At 73.8% G+C, this 12,235-nt stretch carries 14 protein-coding genes; all 14 read right to left on the reverse strand.

The annotated features are described in order from the left end of the window. Positions 1-125 precede the first annotated feature (125 nt). Positions 126-1,400 carry a DNA-processing protein DprA gene (dprA, locus tag ABT093_RS26365; protein WP_502884320.1) on the reverse strand — a complete coding sequence of 425 codons (1,275 nt, stop codon included), beginning with the start codon at positions 1,398-1,400 and terminating at the stop codon, positions 126-128. Next, a complete protein-coding gene (locus ABT093_RS26370) occupies positions 1,397-3,148 on the reverse strand; it encodes a YifB family Mg chelatase-like AAA ATPase (RefSeq protein WP_350568701.1) in 1,752 nt (583 codons plus the stop codon). The genes dprA and ABT093_RS26370 overlap by 4 nt, the downstream gene beginning before the upstream one ends. 1 nt (position 3,149) lies before the next feature. After that, the gene (locus tag ABT093_RS26375; protein WP_502884321.1) at positions 3,150-3,692 is read right to left on the reverse strand and encodes a YraN family protein; all 543 of its coding nucleotides are present in this window, start codon (positions 3,690-3,692) and stop codon (positions 3,150-3,152) included. A 177-nt stretch (positions 3,693-3,869) separates the two neighbouring features. Continuing rightward, positions 3,870-4,196 (reverse strand): DUF2469 domain-containing protein, encoded by a 327-nt coding sequence (locus tag ABT093_RS26380; protein WP_030056781.1) that lies wholly within the window; start codon positions 4,194-4,196, stop codon positions 3,870-3,872. 55 nt (positions 4,197-4,251) lie between these two features. Next, the gene (locus ABT093_RS26385) at positions 4,252-4,725 is read right to left on the reverse strand and encodes an NUDIX hydrolase (RefSeq protein WP_350568703.1); all 474 of its coding nucleotides are present in this window, start codon (positions 4,723-4,725) and stop codon (positions 4,252-4,254) included. Between the two features lie 118 nt (positions 4,726-4,843). Then, positions 4,844-5,593, reverse strand: a complete 750-nt coding sequence (gene lepB / locus ABT093_RS26390) for a signal peptidase I (protein WP_350568705.1) — start codon at positions 5,591-5,593, stop codon at positions 4,844-4,846. A 148-nt stretch (positions 5,594-5,741) separates the two neighbouring features. Then, entirely contained in the window at positions 5,742-6,746 is a 1,005-nt protein-coding gene (gene lepB / locus ABT093_RS26395) for a signal peptidase I (RefSeq protein WP_350568707.1), read from the reverse strand. 246 nt (positions 6,747-6,992) lie between these two features. Continuing rightward, positions 6,993-8,024: a signal peptidase I gene (gene lepB / locus ABT093_RS26400; RefSeq protein ID WP_350568709.1), complete on the reverse strand. Its 1,032-nt coding sequence runs from the start codon at positions 8,022-8,024 to the stop codon at positions 6,993-6,995. Continuing rightward, on the reverse strand, positions 8,008-8,922 hold the full coding sequence (gene lepB / locus ABT093_RS26405; protein ID WP_350568710.1) for a signal peptidase I: 915 nt from the start codon (positions 8,920-8,922) through the stop codon (positions 8,008-8,010). The genes lepB (ABT093_RS26400) and lepB (ABT093_RS26405) overlap by 17 nt, the downstream gene beginning before the upstream one ends. A gap of 77 nt (positions 8,923-8,999) precedes the next feature. Further along, positions 9,000-9,350, reverse strand: a complete 351-nt coding sequence (gene rplS / locus ABT093_RS26410) for a 50S ribosomal protein L19 (RefSeq protein ID WP_063347674.1) — start codon at positions 9,348-9,350, stop codon at positions 9,000-9,002. A gap of 154 nt (positions 9,351-9,504) precedes the next feature. Continuing rightward, on the reverse strand, positions 9,505-10,323 hold the full coding sequence (gene trmD, locus ABT093_RS26415) for a tRNA (guanosine(37)-N1)-methyltransferase TrmD (RefSeq protein ID WP_350568781.1): 819 nt from the start codon (positions 10,321-10,323) through the stop codon (positions 9,505-9,507). 101 nt (positions 10,324-10,424) lie between these two features. Continuing rightward, complete coding sequence (rimM, locus tag ABT093_RS26420) at positions 10,425-10,997, reverse strand: ribosome maturation factor RimM (RefSeq protein ID WP_350568712.1); 573 nt, start codon at positions 10,995-10,997, stop codon at positions 10,425-10,427. 210 nt (positions 10,998-11,207) lie between these two features. Further along, positions 11,208-11,447, reverse strand: coding sequence for an RNA-binding protein (locus ABT093_RS26425; protein WP_030056773.1), 240 nt, complete (start codon positions 11,445-11,447; stop codon positions 11,208-11,210). A 2-nt stretch (positions 11,448-11,449) separates the two neighbouring features. Next, on the reverse strand, positions 11,450-11,878 hold the full coding sequence (rpsP, locus tag ABT093_RS26430) for a 30S ribosomal protein S16 (protein ID WP_344337896.1): 429 nt from the start codon (positions 11,876-11,878) through the stop codon (positions 11,450-11,452). Between the last annotated feature and the right edge of the window lie 357 nt (positions 11,879-12,235).

A 12,235-nucleotide genomic window follows, 5' to 3' on the forward strand; every position in this document is an offset into this window, starting at 1 on the left:
GGGGCCGCCGGAGGTCCACGAGCCGGACGCCGGGCCGCGCCGCACCCGCCCGGTCCGTCAATCCCCGGCCCTCCTCCCACTCGTCCGTGTGGTCCACCCGCGCCGCCGGGCCTCCGGAGCCGCCGTCACCTCCTGCGCACCAGGCGCCAGTGCGCGCCGTGCCGCTCGATGTAGCCGAGCGAGCCCAGCTCGTAGAGCCGCTGGAGCACCTCGTCCGGCGGGAGCCCGGACTGCCGGGCCAGCCGTTCCACCGGTGCGCCGTCCGGAGTGGCGGGCACCGCCTCCAGGACCCGGGCCGCCGCCGGTTCCAGGAGGTCCCTCGGCAGCACCGGGCCGCCGCGCTGCGGCGCCAGGTCCTCGCCGATCGCGCCGATCAGTTCGGCGACCTCGGCGGCGTCGGTCACCACGGCGGCGGCGCCGCTGCGGATCAGGGCGTGCACCCCGGCGGACAGCTCCGAGGTCACCGGGCCGGGCACGCCCATGGTGTGCCGGTTGAGGTCCCGGGCGCGTCTGGCGGTACTGAGCGCCCCGCTGCGCAGCGCCGCCTCGACCACCACGGTGCCGCGGGTCAGCGCCGCGATCACCCGGTTGCGCAGCACGAACCGGAACCTGGTCGGGTGCTCCCCCGGCGGGAGTTCGCTCAGCAGCAGCCCCTGCTCGGCGATCCGGCGGATCAGCCCGGTGTTGCCCCGCGGGTACGCCACGTCCACCCCGCAGGCGAGCACGCCGACGGTCGGGCCGCCGACCGCCAGCGCGCCCCGGTGGGCGGCCGCGTCGATGCCGTAGGCGCCGCCGGAGACGACCACCCAGCCCCGCTCGGCGAGCTGGGCGGCGAGGTCCCCGGCGACGTGCGCGCCGTACGCCGTGCACGCCCGGGCGCCCACCACCGCGACCGAGCGCAGCGCGAGCAGGCGCAGCGAGCCGGTGCCGACCACCCAGAGGCCGGTGGGCCGGGTCTCGCCGAGGTCGTCCAGCTGGCTCGGCCACTCCGTGTCGCCCGGAATGATGAAGCGTCCGCCGACCGCCCGCACCCGTTCCAGGTCGGCGACCGGGTCGAGGCCGGTCAGCCGGGCCCGGTAGGCCGCCAGGCGGGTGCCGTCCGGGCCCGGACGGCCGGGTGCCGTACCGTCGCGGATCGCCCGGACGACGTCGAGGGCGCCGGAGCCGGCGAGCCAGCGGCCGAGGGCGGCGTCCCCGGGTTCGCTGAGCCGGCTGAGCGCCGCGCGTGCGATGCGCTCGGGCTCGGGAGCGGGTTCCGGCTCGGGCTCGGGGCCGGATTCGTGCTCGGGCTCGGGCCCGGGCTGCGGCCGGGGCGCCGGCTCGGGCGCTGCCCCGGGTCGGGTGGCGGTTCCCGGGTCCGCGGGCGGGCCCGGGGCGAGGTCGTCGATGGTGCGGTTCACGGGCCGGCCTCCTCGGGTTCGGGCTGCGGATCGGGCTTCCGGGGGGCGGACCGGGAGCGGGCCGGGCGGCGCTCGGACCGGTCGTCGGGCCGGTCGTCGAAGCGGGCGCCGGTCGGCTCCCGGGCGGTGTCCGGTCGGCCGAGGAAGCGCTCCGTCAGCGGGAGCCCCTGCTCGACTCCGGTGCGCAGGACGAGGGCCGTCCGGACGTCGCACTGTTCCGGCCGGTCCCGGCCGGCCAGGTCGGCGACCGTCCAGGCGACCCGCAGCACCCGGTCCAGGCCGCGGGCGGTCAGCAGGCCCCGCTCCAGCTGACGCGCGGCGTCGTTCAGCGCGTTCGGCGCCAGCTGCCAGCGGGTGCGCAGCTCGTGGCCGGGGACCTCGGCGTTGGTCCGCCACGGTGTGCCGGCCAGTCGGGTGGCCGCGCGCTCGCGGGCCGCCAGCACCCGGGCCGCGACGACCTCGGTGGTCTCCGCCGAGGCGTCGCGCTGCATCAGTTCGACCCTGGTCACCGGGGCGACCTGGACCTGGAGGTCGACCCGGTCGAGCAGCGGCCCGGAGAGCCGGCCCTGGTAGCGGCTGACCATCGCGGGGGTGCACTCGCAGCCCTCGCCCCGCCGCGAGTGCCTCCCGCACGGGCAGGGGTTGGCGGCCAGGCAGAGCAGGAACCGGGCCGGCAGCCGCATCGATCCGGCCGACCGGGCGATCACCACCTCGCCCGATTCGAGCGGCTGGCGCAGTGCGTCCAGCACCCGGACGGGGAACTCCGGCGCCTCGTCGAGGAACAGGACGCCCCGGTGGGCCAGCGAGACCGCACCCGGTCTCGGCAGCCCGCTGCCGCCGCCGACGATCGCCGGCATGGTGGTCGAGTGGTGCGGGGCGCAGTAGGGCGCGCGGTCGACCAGCGGCCGCCCGGCCGGGAGCAGCCCCGCGACCGAGTGGACCGCGGTGACCTCCAGTGCCTCCTTCTGGGTCAGCGGCGGGAGCAGCGACGGCAGCCGCTCCGCCAGCATGGTCTTGCCCGCGCCGGGCGGTCCCTTGAGATAGAGGTGGTGGCCGCCGGCGGCGGCGATCTCCAGGGCCCGGCGGGCCTCGTACTGGCCGGCCACGTCGGCGAGGTCGGTGCGGGCGCTCGCCTCGTCGGGCAGGCCGCGCACCCCCGCGCTGGGGAGCATCAGGCCCGCCATCAACGGGTCGGGGTGCCCGCCGGGGCGGTCGGCGGGCTCCTCCGGTTCCGGGGCACCGGTGAGCACGGCCATCAGCTGGCGCAGGCTCCGCACGCCGAGGACGGTCACCCCGGGGACCAGCTCGGCCTCGGCGGCGGTCTGGTCGGCGACCACGACGCGCCGGTAGCCGGCGTCGGCGGCGGCCAGCACCGACGGGAGCACCCCGCGCACCGGGCGCACCCGCCCGTCCAGCCCGAGTTCGCCGATCAGCAGCAGGTCGGCGATCGAGGAGGGGTCGAGCCGTTCGGCGGCGGCCAGCACGGCGCAGGCCACCGCGAGGTCGAAGCCGCTGCCGCTCTTGGGCACCGAGGCCGGGCTCAGCCCGACGGTCAGCTTCCGCTGCGGCCAGGCCTCGCCGCTGTTGACGACCGCCGCGCGCACCCGGTCGCGGGCCTCGGAGAGCGCCTTGTCGGGCAGGCCGACCAGGGTGAACGCCGCCACCCCGGGCTCCAGATCGGCCTGGACCTCGACGATCACCCCGTCGACGCCGACCAGGGCCACGGAACACGTCCGGGCGAAGGCCATCTCAGACCACCCCCCGCAGGTGGTCGACCGAGGCGGCGCCACGGGTCCGGTTGATGACGGCGATCAGGTCGATCCGGACGCCGCCGGGCGGGACGGGCGCCCACGGCGGGTCGGTACTGCCGGGCCGGTACTCGGGGCCGGCCAGCCGGGCGAAGTGGCCCGGCCAGCGCTCGGCCATCCAGCGCTCGGCCAGACGGCGCAGCCGGTCCGCCTTGGTCGGGCCGATGGCCTCGCTGGGCTGCTGGAAGCCCCGCTCGGAGCGGGTCTTGACCTCGCAGACCGCCACGGTGTCGCCGTCGAGGGCGACGATGTCCAGTTCGCCCTCGACGCAGCGCCAGTTGCGGTCGAGGATGCGCAGCCCGTCCTCGGCGAGCCGGCGGGCGGCGACCTGCTCGCCGTAGCGGCCGAGGCCGGTGTTGGTCGGCCGCTCCGGTCCCGGCCCGGGCGGCGGGGGCGGGCCGCCCGCCGGGGCCCGCGTCGCCCTCCGGCGCGGCTGCCCCTCCCGCCGGGCCTTCGCGGTCTGCTTGCGCGTGGCGCGCTCGATCTCCTGCACGGTGACCACCTCCGCCGTGGAGGTTGCCGTGCGGTCCGGAAGCGGACCAGAGAGTTGTTCTCGCCTGTGGAAAACCCGGGCCTGTGGATAACTCCTGTCACCCTCGGGGGTGATTATCCCGGAATACCCGAAATTCCCCTGGACATCCGGGGACCGGGCGGTCCACCGTCAGTTCCCGAAGCCGGACTCGTCCGAGGGCAGCTCCAGGTCGCTCTTCGCGAGTTCCTCGATGTTCACGTCCTTGAAGGTCAGCACCCGGACCTTGCGGACGAACCGGGCCGGCCGGTACATGTCCCAGACCCACGCATCCGCCATCGACACCTCGAAGAACACCTCGCCCTGCACCGAGTGCACCTGCAGCTCGTAGTCATTGGTGAGGTAGAACCGTCGCTCGGTCTCGATCACGTACTTGAACAGGCCGACGACGTCCCGGTACTCCCGGTAGAGCTTGAGCTCCATCTCGGTCTCGTACTTTTCGAGATCTTCGGCACTCATCCAGGCGTCCCCTCAACTTGTCACGTCCACCCATTGTGGACCACCGCACTCACCCTCAGAGCCTCACCGGGGAAGCCGGCGGCCCCTCGGTCAACAGCCGCTCCAGAAAGTCCACCAACCCGACCGGATAGACCGTCTCGGCGGTGGCCCGCAATTCCCCGACCGTCCACCAGCGTGCCGCGAGCAACTGGGCGTGTTCGTCCTCGCCCATGCCGGAGTGGTCCAGCGCCGTCTCCGCCGTGCGGGCCAGGTGGAACCACTGATCCTGCTCGTAGCGCCGCCCCCGATAGGAGAACGAAGCCTTGCCGTACGCCACCACCGGTCCCAGCTCCACGCCGTGCAGCCCGGTCTCCTCCAGGAGCTCGCGCTCGGCGGCCTCCCGGACGTCCTCCCCCGGTTCCAAGCCGCCGCCGGGGGTGAACCACCAGGTCACGCCGGGGACCGCGGGGTCCGAGCCGTGGAAGAGCAGCAGCCGGTCCTGCCCGTCGAGCAGCAGGATCCGCGAGGCCCTGCGCCGCTGTGCCGCCATGACGAGCCTCCACGCTCCCTTCGTCCGCCCCGGTCGCTCCCCCGATCCTGCCACCCGGCGCGGTCGTCCGGGGCGAGGTTGGGAAGAGCGGTCCCGGCGCGCACCGGGCCGGCCGGAGTCAGACCGCGCGGCGGCGACGGTGCACCAGGCCCGCCACCCCGCTCACCGCCGTGGTCACGAGGATCGTCGCCGCGCCTACAACGCTCGCCCAGAACGCGGGCTCCAGCGGTCCCGGGCCCGCCGAGCGGTCCCCGCCGACCGCTTCGAACGCCGAGGTGCCGGCCAGCAACCCCGCCCGGCCGAGCGGAAGCACGGTGGCCTCGACCCTGGCCTGCACCTCGGTGGCCGGGACGGTCCCGCCGTCGACCTCCAGGTGGACGCGGGAGTCGAGCGAGCCGAGCCGGTTGTCGCCGAGCAGGAAGAGACGGCCCGGCGGGACCTCCACGCTGAAGGCGGCGCCCTGGGCGCCCTGGTCCGCGAGGTAGGGCTCGTCCACCGGCTTGCCGTTGACGGTCAGCCGCTGGTCGCCGCCGCCGACGGCGACCGTGTCACCACCGACCGCGACCACGCGCTTGACCATGAGCCGGCCGCCCCAGGCCTGGTCGCGGAAGACCACCACGTCACCGCGCCGGACGTCCCCGCCGTCGGTCCTGCGGGCCAGGACGGTGTCGCCGGCCTGGAGGGCGGGCTCCATCGAGGCGGTGGGGATGCTGTACGGCCGGTAGCTCGCGGCGATCACCGCGAAGCCGCCGATCAGCAGGACCAGTCCGAGGGCGAGCAGCACGCCCTGGGCGACGGCTCCGGGTCCGCGCCGGGGGCGGGCGGCGGCCGGTCGGTCGTCGGTCGTCCGTTCCACGGCACTGCTCATCGACACCGTCCAAACCCCGACCGACCCGGAAACGCTCATGGCGGCGCGCTCGGGCCACGGGCGGAAAACCCGGCGGGCCGTGGCACGTCCGAGCAGATTACTCGTCGGTACCACGGCCCGCGCAAGACCCGGGAGCCCCCGGCCGGGGTCAGGACCGCCGGTCGCGGTCCGGCCGGTTCCGCAGTCGGCGGACCAGCGGGAGCAGGGCGACGGCGCCCACGGCACCGGCCGCGGCGGGCACCGCCGGCACGGCCGCCGCCAGGCCCTTCTGGTCGAAGGTGTCCGGAACCGGCAGCGTCGACCAGTGGTTGACCGGCCAGGCCACCACGAAGGCGCGCCCGATCACCTCGTCCACCGGGACGGAGCCACCGCCCGGCTGGTCCATGTGGAAGCGCGAGTCGAGCGAGTCCGCGCGGTGGTCACCCATCACCCAGATCCGGCCGTCGGGAACCTTCAACGGGCCGAACGGCTTCGTCCCGCACGGGGTGTTGCCGGGGTAGACGTAGGGCTCGTCGAGCGCGACCCCGTTGACCTTCACCGGGCCCTCGCCCTCGCACTCGACGGTGTCCCCGCCGACCGCGATGACCCGCTTGATGAGGTCCTTCTCGTTGTCGGAGGGCATCAGGCCGACGAAGCTCAGCACGTCCTGGACGCCCCGGACGAAGGAGTTGCTGCTCTCCTTGGTGGGCTCGTCGGCCAGCCAGCCGCCCGGGTCGTGGAACACGACGACCTCGCCGCGCTCGGGCTCGGCGCCGAACCACGGGGTGAGCTTGTCCACCAGGACGCGGTCACCGACCTGCAGCGTGTTCTGCATCGACTCCGACGGAATGGAGAACGCCTGGACGAAGAACGTCTTGATCACCAGCGCCAGGACGAGGGCGATGCCGATGAGGATCGGCAGCTCCTTCCAGAACGAACGCGGCTTGCGCTCGCTCGGTGGCGGCTGCTCCTCGGTACCGTCCGCCGGTCCGGAGGCTCCCGGGAGGGGCGGCGGGGCTTCGCCCGAACCGTCGCCGTGCCCGTCCGCGGACTGGGCCGCCGCCTCCTCGGCCGAAGCCGAGGGCGCCGAGGCCTCCGCGGACCGGGCCGCCCGGGCGCCGGAGCCCTCGGGCTCGCCGGCGCCTGAGCGGGCGCCGATCACCAAATCCCCCACAACGTCTCCTCCCTGCTGTGCGGACGCCTGTGCGTCCGCGCTCACAGTGCCGCACAGCGGGCACCACGCTCCACCGCCGGCCACACCCGCCAGGAACGGCCCCGGACGGGTCCGCCTGACACCGGCGCGGCCTTCGGGCACGGCCCCCCGACAGGAGTCGGCCGCACCCAGCACTTCTCTATCACTCCCGGGCATCCGGCTCGCGGTCCCACACGCGCGGTCCCGCCTGCGAACGGCCGCCCGGGCCTACGACCTGACCCGCCCCACCCGGCGGCCGACGAGCGGAAGGATGCCCAACACACCCATAACGAGCGGAGGTTCCTCAGGAACCGGCCCCCTGCCCGGCGAGTCCGGCGCGGTCGCGCCGTGCGCCGGAGCCCGTGCCACCGAGGAGAGTGAAACCGGCACCTCAAGTTGATGAACCCGGCCGAGGGGCCAGGCGATCATGAACGCCCTTCCCACCACACCGCTCACCGGGATGGTGCCCTGCCCCGGATTGCCCATGTGGAAACGGGAGTCGGCGGAGACGTCCCGGTGGTCGCCCATCACCCAGAGCCGGCCCTGCGGCACCTTCACCTTGAACGGCTGCCGGGACGGCGGGTTGCCCGGCGCGAGGTAGGGCTCGTCCAGCGGACTGCCGTTGAGGCTGACCCTGCCCCGCTCGTCGCAGCACTCGACGGTGTCACCACCGACCCCGATCACCCGCTTGATGAGGTCCTGCTCGCTGTCGGAGGGCAGCAGCCCGACGAAGGTCAGCACCTGCTTGGCCGCCCGCAGGACCACCCCGTCCGTCGAGGATCCGTGCGCGTTCTCCAGCCAGCCGCCCGGATCCTTGAACACCACCACCTCGCCGCGCTCCGGCTCGGCGCCGAACCAGGGGGTGAACTTGTCCACCAGTACCCGGTCCCCGACCTGGATGGTCTGCTCCATCGAGCCGGAGGGGATGACGAAGACCTGCACCAGGAAGGTCTTCATCACCAGCGCCACGAGCAGCGCCACCACGACGACCAGCGGGATCTCGCGCAGGCGGGAGCGTCTGCGGCGGCGGGCGGCACGGCGGGCGGTACGCCGGCGTTCGGCGCGCCCGCGCGCCACCGGGGCGGGCGCGGTCCCCTCCGTCGCCCCGGGCGCGGGGCCGCTCCCCGGGGCACTCCCCGAGTCGTTCCCCGGGCCGGTCGCCGATCCGGTCGCCGAGTCGTCCGCCGGGCCGGTCGGGGAGCCGGACGCGGGTCCGGCGGGCGGGTGGTCGGCGAGCCGCCCCCTACCTCTGGTCCCCATGGCCACCGGTCCCCCCTGTCGCGGCAAAGGCCGCCGGCCGGTCCACAGCGGCCCAGTGCCCGACCGGGTAGACCACCCAGGCGGCCCGGCCGATCACCCTGGACTCGGGGACGAACCCGCCGCCGGGGTCGCCGAGATGGTCGCGGGAGTCCCGGGAGGCGCTGCGGTGGTCGCCCATCACGAAGAGCTTGCCGGGCGGCACCACCACGTCGAAGGCCACGGCGGACGGCTCGTCGCCGGGGTACAGGTAGCCGGACTCGTCGACCGGCACACCGTTGACGGTGAGCGGGTGGCCCGGGCCGGCGCTGGTGACCCGGTCGCCGCCGACGCCGATGACCCGCTTCACGTAGACCGAGTCACCGGCCGGGACCAGTCCGATGTCACGGCCGAAGGAGCGCAGCGACTTCCAGAGGCCGTCGCGCTCCAGCGGCTTGCGGAGGAAGGAGCCCGTACCGTCGAACACCACCACGTCACCGCGCTGCGGGTGGCCGCCGAAGGCGTAGGACAGCTGGTTCACGACCAGGCGGTCGCCCGGGCGCAGGGTGTTCTCCATCGACCCGGAGGGCACCGAGAACGGACGCGCCACGAAGGCGTTCACCAGCAGCAGCACGAACAGGCAGATCGCGGTGAGCACCAGCAGGTCCCGCGAGCGCGAGCCCCTGCCCGCCCCCTCCGCGCCGGTCTCGGCCTCGACGTCGGTATCCGTGTCGGTGTCACCCTCGACGTAAGAATCGGACTCGGACTCGGACTCGGACTCGGCGCCGGCGGGGGTGTCGGTCCCCGCGGCAGCGTCCTCCTCGGAGCGGGCCGCGGAAACGACCGCGGACCGCGTCGGCGAACCCGCACCGATGGGTGCGGGACGGCCGTCGCGGTCCGCGGGTGGTTCGTGCGTGCTCATCGGGGGCTGAGCTTACCGTGCGGCAGCCCGGCCCCCCAGAGCGATCCGATCCCCCGGCGGTACCGGGGGCCGGTGGATCAGCGGTCGCGCTTCTCCTTGATCTTCGCGGCCTTGCCGCGGAGGTCACGCAGGTAGTACAGCTTGGCGCGGCGGACCGCACCGCGGGTCACGACCTCGATCTTCTCGACGACCGGGGTGTGCACCGGGAAGGTGCGCTCGACACCGACGTTGAAGCTGACCTTGCGAACGGTGAAGGTCTCACCGACGCCGGCGCCGTGGCGGCGGATGACGACGCCCTGGAAGACCTGGACACGGGAGCGGTTGCCCTCGATGACCCGGACGTGCACCTTCAGGGTGTCACCGGCGCGGAACGCCGGAATGTCGCTACGCAGCGAGGCCGCGTCGACAGCAGCGAGCTTGTTGCTCATGTTGCTCTCCATCGCAGGCGCCACGGGCCGCCCACGGAAGTCGTCAGAAATGGGGTCTGCTGCGGGCCGCACCGGCTACCGGCGATCCCCCCGTGGCGGGGGCGCCGAACCACGTGACCCCTGCGGGAGGAGCCCAGCGACAGACAGCAGCGGCCTATTCTTCCACACCACCGGCCGCGGACCGAAATCGGCCGAGCTCCTCGTCCCAGGCGAGGCCGAGCCCGGCGAGCGCCGCACGGTCCTTCTTGTCGAAGTCCGCGTTCCGCCAGCGCGCCACCAGATCGGGCCGGTTGGCCAGGGTGCGGGCGAAGGCCTGGTCGCGGCGCCAGCGGGCGATCTTGCCGTGGTTGCCGCTCAGCAGGATGTCCGGCACCGTGCGGCCGCGCCATTCGGCGGGCTTGGTGTAGACCGGGCCCTCCAGCAGGTCGGCCATCGCGCCGGGCGCGAAGGAGTCGTCCCGGTGGGACTCGGCGTTGCCGAGCACGCCGGGCAGCAGCCGGGCGATCGCCTCGACCATGACCAGCACCGCGACCTCGCCGCCGGCCAGCACGTAGTCGCCGATCGACGCCTCGACCACCGGCATCCGGGTGGCCGCCTCCTCGATCACCCGCCGGTCGATGCCCTCGTACCGGGCCGGGGTGAACGCCAGCCAGGGGCGGCCGGCCAGTTCCTGCGCGAGCTCCTGGGTGAACGGCCGGCCGCTGGGGGTGGGCACCACCAGGGTCGGCACCTCCCCCTCCGGCCCCCGGGCGAGCACCGCGTCGAGGGCCTCGCCCCACGGCTCGGGCTTCATCACCATGCCGGGGCCGCCGCCGTACGGGCTGTCGTCGACGGTCCGGTGCACGTCGTGCGTCCAGTCGCGCAGGTCGTGGACGTGCACGTCGAGCTGGCCGCGGGCGCGCGCCTTGCCGACCAGCGAGATGTTCAGCGGCTCCAGGTACTCGGGGAAGATCGACACGACGTCGATCCGCATCCCGTGCCGCACGGCCGGCGCCGAAGCCTCGACGGCCTCCGCAGTCTCCACGGCCTCGGCACTCTCGACGGCCTCCGTGGTCTCCACGGCCTCCTCGGAGCTCACCGCGCGTCCTCCGCGTCCTCCGCGCCCGGCTCCGCCTCGCCGCGCACGACCTCGGCGTCCTCGGGGTCGATCAGGCCGGCCGGCGGGTCGATGACGGCGCGCTGGTTCTCCAGGTCGACGGTCGGCACGATCCTGCTGACGAAGGGCACCAGCACCTCCGTCCCGTCCGGCTTCTTCACGGTGAGCAGGTCCTGGTAGGGCAGGTGGACCACCTCGGTGAGCTCACCGACCGGGGTGCCGTCGAGCAGGACCACGTCCAGGCCGATCAGCTGGTGGTCGTAGTACTCCTCCGGGTCGTCCGGACGCTCCTCCGGGTCGACCTCGGCGATCAGGATCGTGCCACGCAGCGCCTCGGCGGCGTTGCGGTCCTTGACGCCGGCGAACCGCAGCAGCAGCCGCCCGCTGTGCACCTTGCCGGACTCGACGGTCAGCGGGCCGGCCGAGGCCGGGTCGGTGAGCAGGACGGCACCGGGGCCGAGCCGGAGCTCCGGCTCGTCGGTACGGACCTCGACGCTGACGTCCCCCCTGATGCCGTGGGCGCGGCCGATCTTGCCGACGACGAGCTGCACGGTGATCGTTCTCCTGGATGAGTGCTCGGAGTGCTACGGAGTGCTGGTGCTGCAAAGTACTGGTGCTGCAAAGTACTGGTGCTGCGGAGTGCTGCGGGTGCGGAAGGGTGCCGCACATGCTGCGGATGCCGCGAGAACGGCGAAGGCCGGCCGGGACGACATGCGTCCCGGCCGGCCTCGAAAACCCTGACGGCTGAACGAGCAGCCTGGTCAGCGAATGTTGTCCACGTCGACCAGGTCGACCCGGACGTTGCGACCGCCGAGGGCGCCGACCACGGTGCGCAGGGCGCGCGCCGTGCGGCCACCCCGGCCGATCACCTTGCCGAGGTCATCGGGGTGCACCCGCACCTCGATGGTGTTGCCCCGACGCAGGTTGCGCGAGCGCACCTGCACCTCGTCGGGGTGCTCGACGATGCCCTTCACCAGGTGGTCGAGGGCGTCCTCGATCACGCTCAGGCCTCGGCGGCGGCGTCGGCCTCAGCCTCGGCCTTGTCCGACTTCTTGGCCTTCGGGGTGATGGCGACACCGGTGGTGGCGTCCTCGAAGCCGGCGACGGCCTTGGCGAACAGGTGCGAGAAGTCCTCGACCTTCGGCTCGGCGACCTTCAGCGGCTCCGGAGCCGGCAGGCCCTTGAACTTCTGCCAGTCGCCGGTCAGCTTCAGGATGGCGAGCACCGGCTCGGTCGGCTGGGCGCCGACGGACAGCCAGTACTGGGCGCGGTCGCCGTCGACCTCGATCTTCGAGGGGTTGTAGGTCGGCTGGTAGATGCCGATCTCCTCGATCGCACGGCCGTCACGCTTGGTGCGGGCGTCGGCGACGATGATGCGGTAGTGCGGGGAGCGAATCTTGCCGAGACGCTTCAGCTTGATCTTGACTGCCACGGGAGTGGAATCTCCTGGTGTTGACGTGGGTGAGCGGCCCCGCCCTCGCGTGGGGTTGCGCGGTGGGCCGTTCAAGGGACACGCCAGCCGAAGGAGAGAGGGGTCCTGCCCGGCTGCCGAGTACTCAGCGGTCCATTCTGCCACACGGGGCGCCGCCCCCCGAAAACAGGTCGACCGGGAGCCCCCGCTCCCGGTCAGCCCAACTCGCACCTGCGCGGTGCACCTCACTGGCGAATCATCGGTGGATCAGTGGTGCATTGGTGTGGATCGGTGGATCAGTGGATCAGTGGATCGGTGGATCGGTGGTGGTGGATCGCTCCGGTCGGGCCACTGCCCGCACAGCCGCCCGCCGGTCTC

It is taken from the genome of Kitasatospora sp. NPDC002551 (assembly GCF_040296005.1).
GTDB lineage: Bacteria > Actinomycetota > Actinomycetes > Streptomycetales > Streptomycetaceae > Kitasatospora.